Origin of the sequence: Bacillus sp. BR3(2024), assembly GCF_039134555.1 — a bacterium.
GTDB classification, from domain to species: domain Bacteria; phylum Bacillota; class Bacilli; order Bacillales; family Bacillaceae_G; genus Bacillus_A; species Bacillus_A cereus.
On the sequence record NZ_CP152438.1, the window covers coordinates 75,379 to 99,056 of the forward strand.

Genomic DNA, 23,678 nt, shown 5'->3' on the forward strand with positions numbered 1-23,678 from the left:
GAGGGGAACAACATGATTAATAAAGAAGTAGTTCCGTCAAAAGTTGAGTTTTGCTGGGGATTACCTGTTATTCCAACGCCACAAACAAAAGAACTTCTAGAGGAATATGTTAATCAAGCTAAAAGAGCTGAGAAGAATAACTTTGACTCGGTATTGGTTTCGATTGCACCAACTTCTGTTGATCCAATGATAGCAGCGTCTATGATTGGAATGAATACGGAGTTTGTAAAGATTTTGGTTGCGCAAAATACAAACCAGATGCTTCCTACCGTAACAGCAAAAGCATTGAATACTTTAAATAGTTTAATTGGTAATCGTGCAGATATTAACATTGTAACTGGTAGTGCCTCGCTTGTCCTTGCGCGTGATGGATTACCAGAATCGCACCATGTTCGATATGCTAGGACAAAAGAATATATTGAGCTGTTACAACAATTAAGACGAGGAGTAACTAGCTATAAAGGTGAGTTTTATCAAGTAGAAAATAGTGATATTTATCCAAAGGAAGATCTCTCTCGAAGTGCCCGCTACTTTGTAGCGGGGTCCTCCGAGGAGGCAATGAGAGTAGCTGCAGAATATGGTGATGCTTATATACTTTATGCAACAGACCGCAAAAGTCTTAGAGAACACTATCAAACAGTTAATAATTACGCTAAGCAATATGGGCGCGAGAAAATTCCAGGTGCTATTTTAGTAGACATCATTGCTCGTGAGACTTCGGAAGAAGCATATGAAGAAGCATATGAATTACTCGAGAGAACACCAGCAGCCTTAAAGAGGATGACTAAGCTATTTTTAGATAATGCAGATTCTGTTGGACTTCGCCGATACAAAGATTTAATTACAAAAGATAGTATGTGGATAGATGATCATCTTTGGGGAGGTCTAAGTTTAGTTAACCCATCTAATTCAATTTCTATAGTTGGTAGTTATGAGGAAGTCATCTCGACGTTAACTGATTTTTGGGAAATAGGGGCAAATTATTTTCTTATTACTTCTCAGATTAGTGAGCATGAAATTGAACGTATTGGTCAAAATGTTGTGCAACCATTTAAAAAGAAAATTGAAAAGTTAATCCAAGTTAACTAAAAGAGGGCTAAAAATATGAAGTTAAACATATGGTTGAAGTTTATCATTTTAATGACTTTAATAGTACTCCCTTATCGACAGGTGGAAGCACAGGAAACGGTACAGTTTAATGAGAAGAAAATACAGAAGCATATAGAAGAACAAATATCTCAAGCGGGTATTCCTGGACTTTCAGTAGTAATTGTAAAAGGAAATGAAACGATTTATAAGAAGAATTATGGCTATGCCGATACAGACAAAAAACGTCAAGTTACGAATGAGACGCTTTTCGAGCTAGGTTCTACTTCAAAAGCTTTTACGGCATTAGCTGTATTGCAGCTAGAAAAAGAAGGGAAAATTAAACTTAGTGATTCTTTAACTAAATATGTTTCATGGTTTGAAATGGAGTATAAAGGCAAACCTTATGAAATTACACTTTATGACTTATTACACCACACTAGTGGAATACCGGAAAAGGCCATTGGATATATTCCTATAACCAATGGCAAAGATTCTATTGAGAAAACGATTAGAAATGTTATGCCAATAGGACTAAACCGAGAGCCGGGTAGCAGTTTTGAATATTCTACGGTTAACTACGATCTATTAGGCTTAGTAATCGAGAAGGCAACTAATCAATCATTTGAAAGATATGTTCAAGATCATGTGCTATCAAAGTTGGATTTATTGAATACATACGCTGGACGTGAGATGGCCCCATTAGATAACATGGCCCAGGGTTACAAGCGTAATTTCTTACAATCATTACCCTATGACGCTCCTAATTATAGGGGGAATACACCGGCTGGATATTTTATTTCAAATATAAATGATATGGAAAGATGGTTAAAATTACAGCTTGGGGTTGAAAAGCCTAGGATGTTTCCGGAGGAATTGATTAACGATTCTCATAAAGCGAATAGAAAGGTTGCCCCAGATAGCAATGGAGCTTCATATGCAGCTGGATGGGAGGTCTATCAAAGTGGTGGAGGGGAAATTTCACATGGTGGAAGTAACCCAAATTATTCATCGTATATTGGTTTCCGTGATGAGGAACAGATAGGGGTCGTAGTATTAGCAAATCTGAATAGTAATTACACTTACTATATCGGTAGCAGTCTTTTAAATATGATGATAGATAAAGAAGTTAAACCGCTACTCTATGATGAATATAAGAAAACAGATCAAATAGGAACAGCCTTATTTGTGATCTCATCTTTGTGTTTACTAACGTTATTGGTCATGTTATTTCATTTAATCAGAGAGATTATTTTTAGAAAAAGAAAATTTATATTACCAACGGGAAAAACATGGTTACATATGGTATTAGTTGTTGCGATATATGGGCTAATGATTTATGCACTTTATCAACTACCAAATCTCTTGTTTGGAGGGCTTCCGTGGGCATTTATAAAAGTTTGGGCTCCTTCAACTGTTGTACTTGCAATATATGCAATTGCTGGGGTGGGTTTGGCCTATGTTATCCATACATTCTTAAATCTTAGTTTTCCAAGACAAAAGGGAAAGTCGCTTTTGACTTTAATTGTTTTGGGATTAATATCAGGATTTGGTAATGCCTTTCTCATTTTTGTGATTAATGAAACGTTTGTTAGATCAAATAATTTGGAAAATGGCTTGTTGTTTTACTTTGTACTTGGAATCGTTATGTATGTCTTTTCACAACGTATTATTAGAACTAGCATTGTATCGTATACAAACGAGCTAGTTTATGAAAAAAGGATGGAATTAACAGATAAGTTGTTACAGACTCCTTATTATAAATTGGAGTTGATTGAGAAGGGCCGAATAGAGGCGACATTAAATAACGATACGGAAGTTATCTCTCGTTCTCTCAATCTATTAGTTACTGCTGGAACAAGTTTATTAACGTTACTGTTTTGTTTTCTCTATCTTGGTGTAATGAATATGTATGCCTTTTTACTATCCTTGTGTATCATCTTTATTACTGCAGGGGTATATTCTCTGATCGGACGACAAGCAGATAAAGTTTGGAATGAAACAAGAGATATTCAGAATGTATATTTTCGTTTGATTGGTGATTTAAGGCATGGTTTCAAAGAGCTTAGGCTTCATACTGGAAAACGAAACGATTTTCGAGAAGTTATGAATGAAAGCTGTAATAACTATCGTGTTAAACGAACGATAGGAGATATTAAATTTGCAAATGTGTTTGTTCTGGGAGAACTATTATTCATTTTTGTTATTGGTATTGTAGTTTTCGTATTTCCAGAAATTTTTGTTAATATGCCAAAAGAGACGATAAGTAACTATGTAATTGTTTTTCTGTATATGACAGGTCCAGTTAATGAAATACTGGGCGGTATCCCTCAGCTCGTAAATGTACGTATTTCTTGGCAACGTATTCAACAAATGGTGAAGAGTGTAGATCATATAAAGGCAAATGAGCAAATCGCTACAACAAAAGAGTACTTAGATGTGCCAATTTGTTTGCAGCTACAAAATGTAAGTTATAAGTATAAGAATAAAGATGGAGATTTTACTGGTTTTGGTATTGGTCCAATAGACATGGAGTTTAATTCTGGAGAAATAGTCTTTATTGCTGGTGGTAATGGGAGTGGAAAATCTACTTTATCAAAACTGATTACTGGGTTATATGAACCTAATGAAGGTAACGTTTTATTAAATGGAAAAGAAATAGCTCCAGAGGAATTGAATCAATACTATTCAGCTATCCTTAGTGATTTTCATGTTTTTGATAGGCTATATGGAATTAATACAGAAGGAATGAAAGCAGAAATTGATCATTATTTAGAACTTCTCCAACTGAGTGACAAGGTTGGTATTGAGAATGGGCGTTTTACTACTACGCAACTATCAACTGGACAAAAGAAAAGGTTGGCATTGCTGGTTACGTATTTGGAAGATCGACCAATACTTTTATTTGATGAATGGGCAGCGGATCAAGATCCTGGTTATAGACGCTTCTTTTATGAAGAATTGTTACCTCAAATGCGAGCGAAGGGTAAATGTATTATTGCTATTACTCACGACGATCAATATTTTCATTTAGCAGATAAGCTTATAGTGATGGAGATGGGAACTGTGAAAATGAATAAAACAAAGGAGGCATTATCATGAGTAAGGAAATTAAATGTGTTGTTTGGGACTTAGATTGTACAATTTGGGATGGTGTTTTATTAGAGAGTGGCACAGTTACTTTAAAACCTGGAATTTATGAAATTATATGTGAATTAGATCGACGTGGAATACTGCAATCAGTTGCTAGTAAAAATAATTACGAAGATGCAATAGCTAAATTACGGGAATTTGGAATAGAAGAGTACTTTTTATATCCAGAGATTCATTGGAACTCTAAATCTAGTTCCATTGAGAAAATTAGTAAAAATTTAAACATAGGTATTGATACTTTTGCGTTCATTGATGACCAACCTTTTGAATTAGAGGAAGTACAGAGTGTTCACAATGATATCCTGTGTATACATGTAAATGAATATAAGTCGTTATTAGACTTGCCACAACTACAACCAAAAAGAATTACAGAAGACTCACGTCGTCGAAGACTGATGTATTTAGAAAATCTTAAGAGAACGAAGGATGAAGAAGAATATGAAGGCCCAAAAGAAGAATTTTTAGCTTCACTTGGGATGAATTTTGTGATTAGTGAGGCTCGTGAGGAAGATTTGCAGCGTGCAGAGGAGTTAACAGTACGTACGAATCAATTAAATTCGACTGGTATTACCTATGATTATGATGAATTAAACTATTATCGTAATCATCCAGATTATTTATTATTAGTTTGTGAGTTATCAGATAAATATGGCTCCTATGGGAAGATTGGTTTAACACTTGTAAAAAGGACGGAGGAAGCCGACTGCCTAAAACTTCTTCTCATGTCTTGTCGTGTAATGTCCCGTGGCGTTGGTACTATACTCCTCACATATCTAATGGAAAGAACAAAACAGGCAGGTAAACGCTTTTTGGCTGAGTTTCGACAGACTGACCGTAACCGTATGATGTTTGTTACGTACCGATTAGCTGGATTTAAGGAAACTAGCAACGAAAATGGAATATTAATTTTAGAACATAACCTTGAGAATATAAATCCTTATCCTCACTATATTAATATACAATTTCCGGAAACACCAACGGATGTGGATAGAGGGGAAGTGGAAATATGCAACAAACAATTGTAAAGCATTCTCTTACGCATCCACAAAAAAGAGTTTGGTATAATGAACAAATTTATCCAAACACATCTATGTATAACATCGGAGGGATGGTTCTTATTAATGGGGAAATTAATTTTACAATTTTAGAAAAAGCAATTCAATTATTCATTAAGAAAAATGATGGTTTACGTCTACGGATTTTTCAACAACATAGAGAACCCCACCAATATATATCACCATTTGAACCTACACCAATACGTTTAATTGATTTTTCTAATCACCATAATCCAAGTTTAGAAGCTAGAAAATGGGCCCAGGATGAATTTCAAAAACAAATTCCACTTGAAGGAGGCCCCCTGTTTGAATTTGTGCTCTTGAAAATAAGTGATGTAGAAAGCTCCTATTTTGTTAAGTTTCATCATATTATAGCTGATGGTTGGACAATCCAACTTATGACGAGTCAAATTATCGATTTCTACTCTAAGTTAAAGAATGATGAGCATATAAATGATACGGTTGAATCTACTTATCTGTCTTATTTACAAGCAGAGGAGAAATATCTGGGATCCCCTCGATACGTAAAAAATAAGAATTATTGGAATGAGAAATTTATGAATCTGCCAGATTTCTTTTTATCAAAAACATCTCATTCTCTAGAAGGGAAACGAAAGATATTTTTAATTGAAAAAGAAAAATCGGTTGCACTACAGTCTTTTATACAAAAACATAGAATATCTATGAATACATTATTTTCAACCTTTATGCTTATTTATATTCATAAAATGTATGATCAATCAGACATAATTATTGGATCTCCTGTACTAAATCGTTCCGGCGTACTAGAAAAGAAAATAGTGGGTATGTTTACTAGCACAATGCCGTTACGGTTAAATGTGGATGAAGGTGAGAGTGTTCTATCTTTCATTAAAAGAGTAAATCATGAAATAAAACAATGTCTATTTCACCAGCGTTATCCTTATAACTTATTGGTAAAAGACTTGCAATTGACTAGTAAAGGATACGATGGTTTATTTCAATATAGTGTGAATTACTATAATACAAAACTTAAAAATACTATTGATGGATTTTCTTTAGAAAACGTGGAGTTTTACAGTGGTTACCAAGCCTATTCATTGCAGTTAGTTATTAAGGAATGGGCAGATGAAGGTTTAGAAATTCAATATGATTATAAAGTGGCGGATTTTGAAGAAGATCAAATCAATTGTATGCATGAGAGGTTTTTAGCTTTAATAGAACAAGTTTTACGTAATGAAGATCAATCGGTAAAAGAATTATCTTTGTTATCGGATGATGAGCAAAAGTTTATGTTAGAGAAATTTAACAATACAGCTGTTGTGTATCCGAAAGAAAAAACTATTCAAGAATTATTTGAAGAACAAGTAAAACAGACACCAGAAAAAATAGCAATTCAACATGCTGATAGATCAATGACTTATCTTGAATTAAATAAGAAATCTAATCAGTTAGCAAGAAAGTTACGAGAAAAAGGAGTCAAAAATGGTCAAGTCGTGGGTATACTAGCTAAACATTCACTTGAGATAGTAATTGCAATTTGGGGAGTTATTAAGGCTGGAGGTACATATTTGCCTATAGATCCTTCCTACCCAGAGGACCGAATTCGTTATATTTTGAATGATAGCGGCACAACATTACTTTTAACTGACTATACAAATGAGGGTAATTTAGAATATTTAGGTGAGAAAATTAATATATGTGATCAGAAACTTTATGAAGGAGATAATGCCAATCTAAACCTAGTAAATGCACCAAATGATCCAATATATATAATTTATACCTCTGGAACCACGGGGAATCCTAAAGGAACTGTAATCACTCAATGTGGATTGGTTAACTATATTTCCTGGGCTAAAAAGAACTATATTAGTAGTGAAAATGATGTTTTTGCATTATATTCATCCGTTTCTTTTGATTTAACAGTAACTTCAATATTCACTCCTTTAATAAGTGGTTTATTGTTAGTAATATATCATGATAATGAAGATGAGTTTATTTTGTCAAAAATACTCAAGGAAAATGTAGTAACAGTGTTGAAAGTTACGCCTTCACATTTAGCATTGTTAAATAACTATTCACCCCCAAGAGTTTCATCTCTTCGCAGATTGATTGTGGGTGGAGAGGATTTGAAAACCTCAGTAGCCGAAAAGATATATGATCTTTTTAGCGGTAAAGTTGAAATAATTAATGAATATGGACCAACTGAAACTGTGGTTGGATGTATGATTCATCGTTATGATCCAGATCTAGATCGAAGAGCATCCGTACCAATTGGTACACCAGCTGATAATGTTCAAATATATTTATTGGATAAGAATCTTCAGCCGGTTCCTATTGGTGTAAAAGGAGAAATTTATATATCGGGTGATGGGGTAGCTAAAGGTTATTTAAATCGTCCGGATTTAACAGCGCAACGTTTTTTATCCAATCCATTTATTTCGAGTGAGAAGATGTATCGAAGTGGTGACTTAGCTGTCATGTTGCCAAATGGATTAATCGAGTATCAAGGACGGATGGATTCTCAAGTGAAAGTTAAAGGATATCGTATTGAAATAGGGGAAGTTGAGAATGCACTGTTACAACACAAGTCTGTTAAAGATGTAGTAGTGGTGAATTGGCAAGGTGAGGATAATTCAAACCATCTAGTTGCTTACATTGTTTTGAAAGACAGTGTTCAAAATATAGAAATACGCAGCTTTATTTCGCATATGCTACCAAGTTATATGATTCCTTCATTTTTTATCTATATGGATCAGCTACCGCTTACTATCAATGGAAAGGTAGATCGTCAAGCGTTGCCAGATCCGATGTTAAATAACGGTTCTAACCATACTCGTTTAGAAGAAGTAGATGAAGATGTTACTGGAATGGTTAGTGAAGTTCTCAAGGAAATATTACAGACTGATAGGATCGAATTGCATAGTAATTTTTATCATTTAGGTGGAGATTCTATTAAAGCGATCCAAGTGAGCGCTAGATTACAAGAACTGGGATGGAAAGTTAGAGTTAAAGATGTACTAAATTATCCAGTTGTAAGTGAATTGGCAGCAATGTTAGTTAAACAAAAAGATGTTACAGTCTCACAAACATTGGTAACAGGAAAGGTAGAGCCTACTCCTATTATGCGTTGGTTCCTTGATCAACAGTTTAAGAACCCGCATCATTGGAATCAATCGGTATTACTGTCTTTGAAGAAGCCGGTTAAAGAAGAATATGTTAATAAGATGTTAAATACGATCATGCATCATCATGATTTGTTACGGTTAAGGTATGAGGATAAGCAGGATTACTTCTATTATGACGAAGATATGTCCATTGTTGATTCTAAGGTTACCATGTTTGATTTGTCTGAAATTCCAATTGAAATGGCTTTGAATCAGGTTCATATAAAAGGTGAAGAGTTAAAAGGAAGTTTAAATTTGAATGTAGGACCATTATTTAAAGGGGCCTTATTCCAGCTTTCAAATGATCAACAGTTGTTGTTATTAACTGCACACCATCTTATTGTTGATGCTGTGTCCTGGCGTATTTTAATTGAAGATGCAAATCGATGTTTGAATAGCTTGTATTTAGGAGAAGTTCCATCGCTACCATTAAAAACTAACTCTTTCCAAGATTGGTCTGAAGTTTTAAATAGTCGAGGCGTTAATTTAGTACGTGCTGAATTAGATTATTGGGAATCCATAGATAACACGCTAGATAATAATTTTCAAATTAATAGAGAAAAAGAAAATAGTACTGTTGAAAGTTGTACTACTCTTACCTTTACATTGAATGCAGATGATACAAGAAAACTATTAACTACTGCAAATGTGCCTTACAATACACAGCCAATGGAGTTGTTACTTGCTGTGTTGACAGAAAATTTAGGTAAATATACAAACCAAGATCAAATTAAATTTGAGTTAGAAGGTCATGGTCGAGAGGAATTATTTGAGCATCTTGATATTTCACGTACAGTAGGGTGGTTTACGACGATGTATCCTATTGTATTACAAGTTTCGCATAATATTGCTAATCAAATAAAGAGTGTTAAAGAAGAAGTTCGTAAAAGACCTAATAAGGGAATTGGATATGGAATTCTTAAAGAGAGGTTTCCTTCTTGCAAAGATTTAACTCAAAATACAATTCGTTTTAACTATTTAGGGGAGATAGATAATTCTCTCGGAGATGGATGGTTTACTATTGTTGATTATCAAAGTGGCAGTGAACAATCAAAAGATAATCATATTACTGCATTATTAGATATTGTGGCCATGGTTAAGAATAAAAACTTAGAAATTCATGTGACATTTAGTACAAGTCATTTTCAAAAGAATTTTGTAGAAAATTTATTTTCAGATTATCTAGAACGACTACAGATATATATCCAATCCTGTTGTCAAATGCAAACAAAAGAATTTACTTCATCAGATTTTGAAACCTTAAACCTTAGTGATGAAGAAATTGATAATTTGTTTGACTAAACAACTATTTGATGAAAATTTTATTTAATAAAGGAGAAGTCACTTGAGAAAATTAATGAAAGATTTATCGCCAGGATTGAATAGTAACAAATATTTGGTTTGTGTTCCTTATGCTGGGGGCTATTCGAATTCTTTTTTACCTTTAAAGAATTATTTGCCGAAAGATCTAAAACTTATTTCATTTGATCCCCCAGGCCATGGTCCCAATCTTTCTCCACTAGTTGATAACATAGATGATCTTGTTAATTTATATTTAATGGAGATGCAACCAATTTTAGAGGGAGAAGTTACATTATTTGGCCATAGCATGGGAGGAATTATAGTTCACCGTATGGCTCAAATTTTAGAAAGTAAAGGTATAAATCCTAAAAATGTTATTATCTCAGCTATGAATCCACCGGAAATAAGAAGAAAAACAAATCATTTAGATGATAAAGACTTTATAGATTATATAAAGTCTTTGGGAGGATTACCGGATGAAGTATTACAACATCAGGAGCTTTTAAACTATATCCTTCCAGTCATTCGATCAGACTTTCGCGCCATTGAGAATTATATAAATGATGACACAACATTGTTGAAAGCGCCCCTATACATAATTAGTGGAACAACAGACTCCAATTATACAGTAAAAGGGGCTAAGAAGTGGGTAGAATGGGGCAATGAGGTTCATTTTCTAACAGTGAATGGTGGTCATATGTTTTTACTACATCAAGCTGACATCGTGGGCGAGTTAATTATGAAAATACTAGATAGGGTAAAATCTGTGAAGTAAAAAAATTAAGAGATGTATCTGAGTAAGAGAAAAGTGCATTTCTATGCTTTATGTTGAAACTTCTATCGCTAAAGTAGCAATCCAATTGGTCGTCATTGGGAGTTTTATTACCGAGGAAGAAAACTCCCAATGACGAGTATGATTGTGCCCCCTCATGATAAAACGGATGGGTCTATGGGGAACATAACCACTAAATATGTAGTATTTAGTATCAATATCATAGAGAATGGTGGGAAGAAAAAATGCTTGATAAATTTACCCAGCAGGTTTTATTATCTAGTGAAAAATTTAAAAAAGAAAAAGAATATTGGTTAGACAAGTTATCAGGTGATGTTGAGTTAAGTAGATTTCCCTGTGATTGTCTGTCTTTAAATAGTATTCAGGCTTCTAAAGAAAGTTATTATTGTCAATTCCCATCGGATATTGCGAAGAGAGCTGTAGCAATTAGCAATAATTCTGATATGTTACTGTACACTATTTTATTATCAGGTGTGAAATATCTCTTAAGTAGATATACCGATAGGGATGATGTAGTAATTGGAATGCCAGTTTTTAAGCAAGGTCAAGAAGAGACGATTTTTCAAAACAACTTTTTATTATTACGTACTCAAATAAATCAAGAAGATAATTTCAAAGAAATAATATATAAAATTAAAGAAACAATTTTAGAGTCAAATGAACATTGTCATTTTCCTTTTAATAAACTTACTCAATTATTAAGTCTAGGTGGAGAGAGTAATAATCTTCCCTTATTAAATACAATAGTAATGTTAGATGGTATTCATTGTTATGAGAGTACAGATAAAATAAACTCTGATATGGTTATTAGGTTTATGAAAAATGAAGAACAGCTAAAGGTTCAAGTGGATTACAATTCTACTTTATATAGTGAAGGATTAGTTAGTAGAATAGTTAATCATTTATATAATATTTTAGATATATTAATGAAAGATCCAAATAAATCTGCAATAGATCTAGATGTAATGTCTAAAACAGAAAAGAATCAAATATTATATGATTTCAATCATACGACTAGAGTTCATAAAACATTACTTTGTGAGACTGTAACAGCTCCTCAATTATTTGAAGAGCAGGTAAAACAGAATCCTAATCAAATAGCGATTGTATGTAATGAAAAAGAAATTACATATAAGCAATTAAATATAAAAGCTAATCAGTTGGCGAGAAGGTTATTAGACCAGGGAGTTAAAAGAGAATCCATTGTTGGTGTGATGATGGAACGCTCTATCGAGATGATTGTAGGCATATTAGGTATCTTAAAAGCGGGTGGGGCGTATTTACCGATTGATACCGATTTACCAAAACAAAGAGTGGAATACATGCTGACAGACAGTGGGTGTTCACATGTACTAACATATCAAAACTCTATTATAAAGGGAGTAGCATTCCAAGGTAGTGTAATAAATCTAATGGATATTCCTTTTGAAGAAGAACAAGTAGAAGATTTGCAGATAACGATGGAACCTCACAACTTGGCATATGTTATTTATACATCAGGTTCTACAGGCCAGCCCAAAGGGGTAATGATTGAACATCGTTCCTTAACTAATTTTTTGTGTGCAATGTATGAGGACTTCTCTCAAGATATAGGGATAACTGATAATGTTCTATTCTCAAGTAGTATCTCTTTTGATGTTACTATATTTGAAATATTTGTCCCATTGGTATATGGCGCAAGAATGACTATTTATCAAGGTGAGAAGTTTGATGTACCAAAACTTGTACAAGTCATTCTTGAGGAACAGGTCACTTTAGCATATATTCCACCTACTTTATTAAATGAAATATATGATTATTTTGTAAGGGCGAATCAGAAGATATTGTTAAATAAACTTTTCGTGGGAGTAGAACCAATTAAAACAAAATTACTCGCAAAATACGATCATCTATTTGAGGGGAACCTCCAAATATTAAATTTATACGGACCTACAGAGGCTACAGTCTGTTGTACATCTTATCAATATGAGACGAATAAAGAAATTACAACACAAAACGTACCGATAGGTTCGCCATTGTTAAATACTCAAATTTATATATTGGATTCATTTCATAGGATACAACCTATAGGTGTTCCAGGAGAAATATGTATTTCTGGCATAGGGTTATCTAGGGGATACATCAATCGAAAAGAATTAACAGCAGATAAATTTATTGATCATCCGTTTGAACCTGGTGAGAAATTATATAAAACAGGAGATATAGCGAGATGGCTACCTGATGGTAACATAGAATACTTGGGACGAGTTGATCATCAAGTGAAAATAAGGGGATATCGAATAGAACTAGGTGAGATAGAAGCAAGTTTGTTAAAATATGAGACAATCAAAACCGCCGTAGTAATACAGCGAGAAGATGAAAGTGGAGAAAAGTATTTATGCGCGTATGTAGTTACCGAAAAAGATATTCCTATTCCAGAGGTAAGAGCATATTTAGCAACAAAGTTACCATATTATATGATACCTCAACAGATCATACCCATTCAAAACATACCGTTAACACAAAACGGAAAAATAGATAGAAAAAAATTACCTCAACCTAATTATAATTTAAAATCTAGTCATATAGAGCCGACAAATTCTACAGAAAGAAAATTAGTTGAGATTTGGAAAGATGTTTTAGGAATTCAAAGGGTAGGAATACAGGATAACTTTTTTGAGATAGGTGGTCATTCGTTAAAGGCTGCTAAGTTAATTTCTATTGTTAATAAAGAATTTGATGTGCAATTATCTATTAAAACCCTATTTGAATTTCCTGTTTTGATTGATTTTTCAAAATGTATATTAGAAATGGAAAAAAGTAATTATATTTCCATAGAACCTATAAAACAACAAGAGTATTATTTAGCTTCTACGTCACAAAAGAGAATGTTTATAGTAGATCAATTCGAAGATGGTACAAATACAACTTATAATATGCCCACAATACTTAAAGTAGAAGGGGATATTTGTAAAGATAAGTTTGAAAATATATTTCAATCTTTAATACAAAGACATGAAATATTAAGAACTTCTTTTCAAATTTTAGATGGAGAATTAGTGCAGAAAATTGAACCTAATGTAGAATTCAATATTAAATACGTTCATGTAAATGAAAAAGATGCGGATTATTTAATACATGAGTTTATAAGTCCATTTGATTTATCAAAAGCGCCATTATTAAGAGTGTTGCTTTTAAGGATAGCAGAAGAAAGACATATCCTTGTAGTAGATATGCATCATATAATCTCTGATGGTTTATCAATGGGGATATTAATAAAAGAGTTTGTAGAATTGTATAAAGGAAATGAACTTCCAAAATTGAGAGTTCAGTACAAAGACTATGTGATGTGGCAAAATGGAACTTACTATAAGAATCTAATTAGTGAACAAAAGAATTATTGGTTAACAACTTTAAAAGGAGAACTCCCGGTTTTAAATTTCCCAACCGATTTTCAAAGACCGACTATACAAAGCTTTAAAGGTAAGGTTTGTTCCTTTAATTTGGGAACAGATTTAACTTTTAAAGTAAATAAGCTAGCAACTGAAACTGGTACCACGCCATATATGATTTTATTGGCCATTTATAACATACTTTTATCTAGATACACAGGTCAAGAAGACATTATTGTAGGTTCACCAATTGCTGGAAGGTCTCATTCTGATACTAATCATATGATTGGTATGTTTATTAATACTTTGGTAATGAGAAATTATCTAGAAAATGACGATGAGTTTATTGAGTTTTTGAGTAGATTAAAACTCAATACATTAGAAGCTTATGAAAATCAAGACTATCCTTTTGAAGAACTATTAGAAGATTTAGACTTGCATAGGGATACAAGTAGAAATCCATTATTTGATACCATGTTTGTTTTTCAAAATATGGATATGAATCCAATATCTATTGGTGAATTAAAATTTACACCGTATCAATTTAAACAGTCAGTTTCAAAATTTGATTTGTCATTAGTAGCAACGGAAATAGATAATAACATTCATTTAAAAGTAGAATATAGTACTAAGTTATTTAAAGCGGAGACAATAGAAAGGTTAATGGTACATTTTACAAATATAGTTCAGGAAGTAACTAATAACCCTAAAATACGATTGCGTAATATTAATATGTTATCTGTAGAAGAAGAACATTGTATAATGAATGAATTTAACAAAAAAGAGAATTCAAATTCTAATCATTTTTTAGTGCATAAAATGTTTGAAGAACAAGTGAAACGGAACCCTAATCAAATAGCCGTTGTATGTAATGAAAAAGGAATTACATATAATGAGTTAAATATAAAAGCTAATCGGTTGGCGAGAAGGTTATTAGACCAAGGGGTTAAAAGAGAATCCATTGTTGGCGTGATGATGGAACGCTCTATCGAGATGGTTATAGGTATATTAGGTGTCTTAAAAGCAGGTGGGGCGTATTTACCGATTGATACTGACTTACCAAAACAAAGAGTGGAGTATATGCTTATAGACAGTGGATGTTCACATGTATTAGTACATCAAAACTCTATTATAAAGGAGATAGAATTCCAAGGTAGTGTAATAGATCTAATGGATATGTCTTTTGAAGAAGAGCAAGGAGAAGACATGCATATGATGATAGAACCTCACAACTTAGCGTATGTTATTTATACATCAGGTTCTACAGGACAACCTAAAGGCGTAATGATTGAACATCGATCCTTAACGAATTTTGTGTGTGCAATGTATGAAGATTTCTCTCAAGATATAGGGATATCTGATAACGTTCTATTCTCTAGTAGCATCTCTTTTGATGTTACCATATTTGAAATATTTGTCCCATTGGTATATGGCGCAAGAATGACTATTTATCAAGGTGAGAAGTTTGATGTACCAAAACTTGTACAAGTCATTCTTGAGGAACAGGTCACTTTAGCATATATTCCACCTACTTTATTAAATGAAATATATGATTATTTTGTTAGAGATAACCAGAAGATAGTGTTAAATAAGCTACTTGTAGGAGTAGAACCAATTAAAACAGAATTACTCGCAAAATACGATCATCTATTTAGAGGGAACCTCCAAATATTAAATGGATACGGACCTACAGAGGCTACAGTCTGTTGTACATCTTATCAATATAAGACGGATAAAGAAATTACAACACAAAACGTACCGATAGGTTCGCCATTGTTAAATACTAAAATTTATATATTGGATTCATTTCACAGACTACAACCTATAGGTGTTCCAGGAGAAATATGTATTTCTGGCATAGGGTTAGCTAGAGGATACATCAATCGAAAAGAATTAACAGCAGATAAATTTATTGATCATCCATTTGAACCTGGTGAGAAACTATATAAAACAGGAGATATAGCAAGGTGGCTACCTGATGGTAACATTGAATACTTGGGCCGAGTGGATCATCAAGTAAAAATAAGGGGATATCGAATAGAACTAGGTGAGATAGAAGCGAGTTTGTTAAAATATGAGACAATCAAAACGGCCGTAGTAATAGATCAAGAAGATGAAGATGGAGAAAAGTATTTATGTGCATACGTAGTTACCGAAAAAGATATTAGTATTCCAGAGGTAAGAGCATATTTGGCAACAAAGTTACCACATTATATGATACCTCAACAACTCATAACAATTCACAATATACCATTAACACAAAATGGGAAAATAGATAGAAGCAAGTTACCAAAGCTAAATACAATGAGCAATAGTAATTATGTACCACCAAGAAATGAAATAGATAGTAGTTTAATTGATATTTGGAGTAGTATATTAGGCGTAAATAATATTGGTATAAATGATAATTTCTTTGAATTAGGTGGTCATTCTCTTAAGGGATTAAAGTTATTCGAAAATATCAAGAGAATGTTTAATGTGCAACTGCCATTAAGTTTATTATTTCAAAAGGCTACTATTGAACAATTAAGTGATGTAATAAGTAGGAATAAAGGAATAGACAGTGAGTGTTTAATTCCAATTCAAAATGGAACAAACAAGGATAGTCAATGGTTCATTGTTCATGGGCAAGGCGGGGGTATATTAAACTATTATGATTTGGCTAGAGAATTAGGAGAGGATAAGACTGTATATGGGTTACAATCTATAGGATATGATGATGGTAGATTTCCAAACTTATCTGTAGAGGAAATGGCGGTAAGATATATAGAAGAGATTAAACAAGTAAAAAAGGAAGGGCCATATACCTTATTAGGATGGTCTTTTGGAGGGATAGTTGCATTTGAAATGGCTAGAAAATTAGAAGAACTAGGTGATAAAGTTAGTTTTCTAGGTTTACTTGATGTTCATCCTATTGAACAAGGTAAGGAGATTCTTAGTTTAAATATTAGGAATGCATTTGAAGAATTGGAAAAATTCAATGATCAGTTAGGGATTGAGAAAAATAGTTTCGAGCAAATGAGTGAAGAACAATTAATAGAATCTTTACTGAAAAAATTTACATTGAATGAAAATAGTTGTCAGCAAAATTTTGAAGATCCAATGATGAATAAGTTAAAAGTAATGATAGCTAATAGATATGCATACCTAAAATATAATTGTAAACAAAAAATAAAAGCAGATATCTTTCTATTTAATGCATCTATTAATGACATTCACCCACAAGTAGATTATAACAGATGGAATGAATATACATCAGGGGAAGTATACGCTTTGCAAGTGCCAGGTTCCCATCTGAGTATGTTAGAGAAACCGCATATTCATGAATTGGTAAAGAGTATAAAAATGAATTTTAAACAAATGCTCTTATTAGCACATGTAAATAAGTGAAATATTATTTAAAATTGTACACTATTAGTTTTCTAAAAGTCTCATAAATTCGTGTATAACATATTATGAGACTTTTTTCTTTGAGCCCATTCAATAATAAATATAAAGGGATTGGAAAATAAGTGGAAAATATGAAATAGAATATTATCCTCTGAAAATGTTTTTTACTATCAAAAATAAATAGGAATTGTTCATTGAGAGTTTTTAAATTTATATAAGATGTTAGGTGGGAAGGAAATAATGAATATATATAAGGTACGTGTGCCAGGAAATATAGAACATCATATTATGCAGAAACTTATGCGTTTGGTCTCAAAAGAAAAGCAGATGAAAATACAGAAATATAAAAGAAAGCCCGATCAATATAGCGCCTTAATTGGAGATATTATAATAAGATATTTAATTACTACAAATTTCTCAAAAGAAAATAAAGATATTAAATATAAATACAATGAATACGGAAAGCCTTATGTTGATGAGTTAAATAATTTTCATTTTAATATATCACATTCCGAAAGTTGGGTTGTTGGAGCTATTCATGAGGAAGAAGTAGGAATAGATGTAGAAAAAGTCCGGCCCATAGATACTACAATGATTAAAAATATTTTTACTGAGGAAGAATTTAATTATTTAAATTCATTAAATGTAGAACAACAATTAGATGTGTTTTATGAATTATGGACTATAAAAGAAAGTTTTGTTAAATGGATAGGGAAAGGACTAACTATACCTTTAAACTCTTTTGTTATTAATAAAAATACAATATTTTATGGTGACATGCTATCTAATGAGGTTTATTATAAAAAGTTTACTATTGGTAAAGATTATAAGCTTTCTTGTTGTGCTTCTTTAGATAGTTTTCCAGAATCAATAATTGAAATTGATTTTGTTGATTTGTGTAATTACTTTATAGAAGATAAGCATTCTTACATAGTTTAAAATGATCGATATTTCCCTAAGGAAAGAAAATTTTCGGGAATTTAATTTTGAAAATTCTAAAAGTAAAGATCTGAATAAGTAATTAAACTTGCTGGATATGCAATCATTTTACGCTTAATAGATTACTTTGTGTATATATTAGTATGTCATTCATTGTTTGTTTACTTAGATCAATGGTTGAAATAACAATTGTTAACGTTGTAGTTGTAACAATTAAGAGATTATCATAACTACTAATAGCGAGCCAGTAGAAGGAGTATATCTCTTTTAAAGAGGGCTCTTTAATAACTGCAGCAGTAATTTGCATCTTAACTGACAATCTGGAAAACGATACTTTTGAATGGGTGGGTTTTTTAGAGATGGGGCTATAAAAGAAACGGCCAACATTGTATGTATATTATTAGTAAAAAAGAGAATACAAGTATGAATTGACAGAAAATTGATAAAAGAATTGAGAAAGCTGAAAATTCAGTATTTTGAGTATATTTTTGGCGTTGTAGTGTGTAATATATTCAGCAGAGCTATATCATAAAAAATAAGAATATAGACTAACAATAGAATTATATTTAAGTATGTATGAGTAAAAATAGCATTCGAGTTCATATAGGCTATATGTCAACTGCTATACATTAGTTTAAAAACAAATATAGAAAAGTGTGGTAATGGATCCACATGAATTATATTTGCAATCTATTATTTTTTACCTTAGCTGTTTTAATAGTTTTTATTTACATATATACGTAAATACATTTTTGTTACATGCACTTATTCAAAAGGGAGGTAATATGATAATGGCTATTCGAAAACATTTAATTACTCTTGAGGATCTTACTGATAGTGATATTAACCAAATTGTAACTCGTGGGGTAGAGTTTGCCACAGGTAAATCGCAACCTAATCAAATATTAGCTGGAAATATAATTGGGATTTACTTCCGTAAAACATCGACTAGAACTCGATCGGCATTTTCTGTTGCAGCATTAAAGATGGGTGCACAAATTGTATCGTATGGTCCAAATGATTTGCAAGAAAATACAGGGGAGTCTATAGAAGACACTACTCAAGTACTTTCGCGAATGCTGGATGGACTAGTAGCAAGAACTGCAGATAGTCAAAAGGAAATGGAAAAACTGGCATCTCAAAGTCGTATGGCAGTTATTAATGCAATGAGTGCGGAAGAACATCCAACACAAGCACTAACAGACCTAACAACAATGAAACAAAAATTTGGTGAAATAGCTGGATTACGGGTTTTATATATGGGAGAAGGTAATAACAGTGCAGCAGCTCTAGCTCTTTCTTTATCTCGTTTTCCAGGTACAGAGTTATATCTTTTTACACCTGCTGGTTATGGAGTGTCCCCAAGTGTACTTGAAAAATCAAAAGAATATGCACGATTTTCTGGTGCTAAAGTTATTGAATGTCATGATATAAAAATGTTACCTAGTGAAGTGGATGTTGTATATACAACAAGGTGGCAAACAACAGGGACAAGCAAAATAGATCCTTTATGGAAAGATGCATTTAATCCATTTGCAGTGACAGAGGAAATTTTGACTTTATATCCGGAAGCTACTTTTATGCATGACCTCCCAGCACACCGGGGTGAAGAAGTAGCAGCAACAGTTATTGATGGACCGAAAAGTATTGTATTTACCCAAGCCGAAAACAAGCTAAATAGTGCTATGGCAGTACTTGAATGGTGCTTAGCTTACCGATACTAAATAATCTAGCATTTATTGTCTTTCAGCTATAAGTTCTATTTGAGCTACATTCGAAAGGACATTTAAAGTAAACCTGAATATAAGTTATTTAAAAGTGATTTATATTTGAATTTGCAAATGTTTAATTAATTTTTTTAGATTTTAATCAAGAAAGGAAGCAAATTATGCTCAAGAAATTAGAGAGTTTAGAAAGGGTAATCGGCAACACACCTATGATTAAATTAGAGCATGAAAAGATTAATCTGTATGCAAAACTAGAATATTACAATTTAATGAATAGCGTTAAAGTACGTGCTGCTTACCATATTTTAAAATCAGCAATAAGTCGCGGTGAAGTGACTGAAAATTCTACGATTATCGAATCTTCATCTGGTAACTTTGCGGTTGCTCTTGCTACTCTTTGTAGGTATATTGGTCTAAAATTCATACCAGTTATTGATCCAAATATTAATGATAGTTATGAGAATTTTTTGAGAGCAACTTCCTATCAAGTAGCTAAAGTGGATGAACGAGATGAAACAGGTGGCTATTTGTTAACGCGTTTAAATAAGGTGAAAGAACTTTTAAATACTATTCCTAATGCATACTGGACAAATCAATATAATAATGCCGATAACTTTGAAGCTCATTATCAAGGAATTGGTGGAGAAATATCTAATGATTTTAATCAGCTAGATTATGCCTTCATTGGAGTGAGTACTGGAGGAACTATCGCTGGGGTATCTACACGATTAAAAGAAAAATTCCCTAATATTAAAATTATTGCGGTAGATAGTCAAGGATCCATTATTTTTGGTGATAAGCCTCGTAAACGATACATACCAGGAATTGGTGCCAGTATGATACCTGGTATGGTTAAGAAAGCATTGATTGATGATGTAATTATTGTACCGGAGGTTCATACTGTTGCAGGTTGTTATGAGCTATTTAATAAACATGCAATATTTGCTGGTGGATCATCAGGGACTTCATATTATGCAATCCAAAAGTATTTTGAAAATAGGGATGTTCAAAATACACCTAATGTTGTTTTCTTGTGTCCTGATAATGGACAAGCTTACACATCAACTATTTACAACGTAGAATGGGTAGAATGGCTTAATACACAAAAATCAGTAGAAGACCAATTAGTTTCTTTATAAAAATGATATAGAAATGAGGAAGCAATTATGATGTATTTAAATACTAAACATATCAATGAAATGGGTGTTAATTGGGAAGATACAATAAATGTCATTTCAAAGGCAGTACAAAGTCTTGATGCAGAAGATTTTTCTCAGCCAATTAAGCCATACTTACGTTTTGATGATCCGGCTAATAGAATTATTGCTATGCCAGCTTATATTGGAGGAGAATTTAAGGTTTCAGGAATCAAATGGATAGCTAGTTTTCCAAAGAATATTGAGAAAGGTATTCAACGTGCTCATTCAGTTACTATATTAAATGATGCTATGACTGGGAAACCATTTGCGACACTTAATACAGCAATGGTTAGTGTAATACGAACAGCTTCTGTTACAGGATTAATGATTCGAGAGTTTGCCAAGTTAAGAGATTTAAATCATATTAAAGTTGGAATTATTGGATTTGGACCAATTGGTCAGATGCATTTAAAAATGGTAACTGCCCTATTAGGCGATAAAATCGAAAGTGTTTACTTATATGATATTAATGGAATTAAAGACGAATTAATTCCTGAGGAAATTTATTCTAAAACTCAAAAGGTTAATGCATATGAAGAAGCCTATATTGATGCTGATATTTTTATTACTTGTACTGTTTCTGCAGAAGGTTATATTGATAAGAAACCTAAAGATGGGGCGCTACTACTAAATGTTTCTCTTCGTGATTTTAAGCCTGATATCTTAGAATATACAAAATCCCTAGTTGTTGATAATTGGGAAGAAGTCTGTCGTGAAAAAACTGATGTTGAAAGAATGCACCTTGAAAGAGGTTTACAAAAAGAAGATACAATATCAATTGCTGACGTTGTAATCCGAGGAGCACTGCAAAATTTCCCTTATGACAAAGCAATATTATTTAATCCAATGGGTATGGCAATATTTGATGTAGCCATTGCTGCTTATTACTATCAAAGGGCTAGGGAAAATGAAATTGGTGTTTTATTAGAAGACTAGTAAAATTAATAAACGTAGTTTGAAATAATTGTCTAATAGCTGCTAAATATCGGTATATACGACTAATCATTATAGAAAATTAGTTATTTGATAAGCTTAGAATTTATGTAATTATTTGAGGAGCTGTTTTTATGAGTGAAATTATTTCGGCCTTAGATCTCTTACATCCCAAGCAAATTCGCTTTCATGAATCATATGAACACAAAAGATTGGAACAAATTTGTCGTGTAATGGAAAGCGAAGGTGTTTTACGGAATCCTCCCTTAGTATCTGAGCTTAGTGATGGTAATTATCTGTTACTTGATGGTGCCCATCGTATGAAGGCTATGATGGCATTAGGTTGTAAACGCGTTGCTGTACAGGTAGTACCTGATGAAAAAATAAAAATTCGTGCTTGGAATCATTTATTACCAATGGGGGAATGGGTAAATAATTTAAAGAAAGAACCTACAATAATTTGGTCAGGTAAGAGTATTGCTAATAAACGTTTGCTTGCAAAAATTACAGAAGCAAATAAACAAGAACATTTTTTATATGCAAGGGATTTACATAGCGATTTATTTACCCATTTAGAGATATGGCATCGTATTGTCGGCTTATATCAACATGAGTATACGGTACGCCGTCATTCAAATGATACTGAGGTCTGGCCTCATTCAAATGAAATATTGATGAGTTATCCAGAATACTCGTTGATGGAACTGAAAAAGGTAATTGAAGCAAAGTTTTTAATGCCAGCGGGAGTTACTCGTACGACGCTTAGTGGTCGGTTATTGAATTTACGTATACCACTTCATATATTGCGTACGGAAGTATATCCTGCTGGTGAATGGGAAGCGTTATGTGGAAATTGGTCAAAATGTTTACGCCTTTATGACGAGCCGATATATGTTTATGATGCTTAATAAATTGTTTAGTGATTATGATGTATATTTTTTATTTATTTGTAAAAATTTCATTATATGATTTATATTAATTCCAAAATATTTTTATTATGTTATAAAAACTTTTTGAATTAGTATTTAAGACTAATCTAAGAGAGGTTTGTTATTGGATGGGGTAAATATTACCAAAAAGGATAAAGTGGAGATCTCTAAAAAATTAAAAACTTTCTTGGGTGATCAATATTCACTTGAATTAGGAGAGTACATAAGCTTTGAGATACTTGAATTTATAATAAAAGAATTAAATCCACATTTTAATCTAGCTACAAAAAATAGGTTGGAAATTCTCTTGAAAAATATAGAGAAAGAGATATATAGTGAATTAGTTTCACATGATAATAACAAAGTATAGGCAATATCACATGTATTTAAATGTAGAATAATATAAACCTATACCTACATAATGTGTTGCTATTAATTTGGTAGAATAGCGAGGATCAAGAGACTTGATGATATACAATTTTTAAAAGAGGTGGAATTGTGGAGTGAATATATTTGCAATTTCATCTTTTTATTTTTAACACGCTTTTTGCAATTCAAGATTGATACTAGATCCTTACAGAGGCTTTAAGGCAGCGTAATTCTGTAAAAGAATTTAAATATATTAAAGTTATTTCATGATTAAAATTTTCTGGCG

12 protein-coding genes are annotated in these 23,678 nt (G+C 32.4%); all 12 read left to right on the forward strand.

The annotated features are described in order from the left end of the window. The first annotated feature begins 12 nt into the window (after window positions 1-12). The 12 genes from V7S45_RS27895 (at window position 13) to V7S45_RS27950 (ending at window position 23,393) form a co-directional block, all read left to right on the forward strand. On the forward strand, window positions 13-1,089 hold the full coding sequence (locus tag V7S45_RS27895; protein WP_088346287.1) for an LLM class flavin-dependent oxidoreductase: 1,077 nt from the start codon (window positions 13-15) through the stop codon (window positions 1,087-1,089). A gap of 15 nt (window positions 1,090-1,104) precedes the next feature. Further along, the gene (locus V7S45_RS27900; protein WP_342762102.1) at window positions 1,105-4,188 is read left to right on the forward strand and encodes a cyclic peptide export ABC transporter; all 3,084 of its coding nucleotides are present in this window, start codon (window positions 1,105-1,107) and stop codon (window positions 4,186-4,188) included. Further along, window positions 4,185-5,264 (forward strand): HAD-IIIC family phosphatase, encoded by a 1,080-nt coding sequence (locus V7S45_RS27905; RefSeq protein WP_342762103.1) that lies wholly within the window; start codon window positions 4,185-4,187, stop codon window positions 5,262-5,264. Before V7S45_RS27900 ends, V7S45_RS27905 begins: the two co-directional genes overlap by 4 nt. Continuing rightward, window positions 5,246-9,742 carry an amino acid adenylation domain-containing protein gene (locus V7S45_RS27910; RefSeq protein ID WP_342762104.1) on the forward strand — a complete coding sequence of 1,499 codons (4,497 nt, stop codon included), beginning with the start codon at window positions 5,246-5,248 and terminating at the stop codon, window positions 9,740-9,742. Before V7S45_RS27905 ends, V7S45_RS27910 begins: the two co-directional genes overlap by 19 nt. Before the next feature lie 43 nt (window positions 9,743-9,785). Next, window positions 9,786-10,517, forward strand: coding sequence for an alpha/beta fold hydrolase (locus tag V7S45_RS27915; protein ID WP_232732766.1), 732 nt, complete (start codon window positions 9,786-9,788; stop codon window positions 10,515-10,517). A 242-nt stretch (window positions 10,518-10,759) separates the two neighbouring features. Then, window positions 10,760-17,296, forward strand: a complete 6,537-nt coding sequence (locus tag V7S45_RS27920; protein WP_342762105.1) for an amino acid adenylation domain-containing protein — start codon at window positions 10,760-10,762, stop codon at window positions 17,294-17,296. A 240-nt stretch (window positions 17,297-17,536) separates the two neighbouring features. Then, a complete protein-coding gene (locus tag V7S45_RS27925; protein ID WP_088346279.1) occupies window positions 17,537-18,235 on the forward strand; it encodes a 4'-phosphopantetheinyl transferase superfamily protein in 699 nt (232 codons plus the stop codon). Window positions 18,236-19,026: 791 nt separating this feature from the next. Next, the gene (locus V7S45_RS27930) at window positions 19,027-19,959 is read left to right on the forward strand and encodes an ornithine carbamoyltransferase (protein WP_001007707.1); all 933 of its coding nucleotides are present in this window, start codon (window positions 19,027-19,029) and stop codon (window positions 19,957-19,959) included. 164 nt (window positions 19,960-20,123) lie between these two features. Further along, a complete protein-coding gene (gene sbnA / locus V7S45_RS27935; RefSeq protein WP_089607883.1) occupies window positions 20,124-21,101 on the forward strand; it encodes a 2,3-diaminopropionate biosynthesis protein SbnA in 978 nt (325 codons plus the stop codon). Between the two features lie 27 nt (window positions 21,102-21,128). After that, complete coding sequence (gene sbnB / locus V7S45_RS27940) at window positions 21,129-22,097, forward strand: 2,3-diaminopropionate biosynthesis protein SbnB (RefSeq protein WP_342762106.1); 969 nt, start codon at window positions 21,129-21,131, stop codon at window positions 22,095-22,097. A 131-nt stretch (window positions 22,098-22,228) separates the two neighbouring features. Then, on the forward strand, window positions 22,229-23,002 hold the full coding sequence (locus V7S45_RS27945; RefSeq protein WP_326265666.1) for a ParB N-terminal domain-containing protein: 774 nt from the start codon (window positions 22,229-22,231) through the stop codon (window positions 23,000-23,002). 139 nt (window positions 23,003-23,141) lie between these two features. Continuing rightward, entirely contained in the window at window positions 23,142-23,393 is a 252-nt protein-coding gene (locus tag V7S45_RS27950) for a DUF2164 family protein (protein ID WP_000923221.1), read from the forward strand. Window positions 23,394-23,678: the final 285 nt, after the last annotated feature.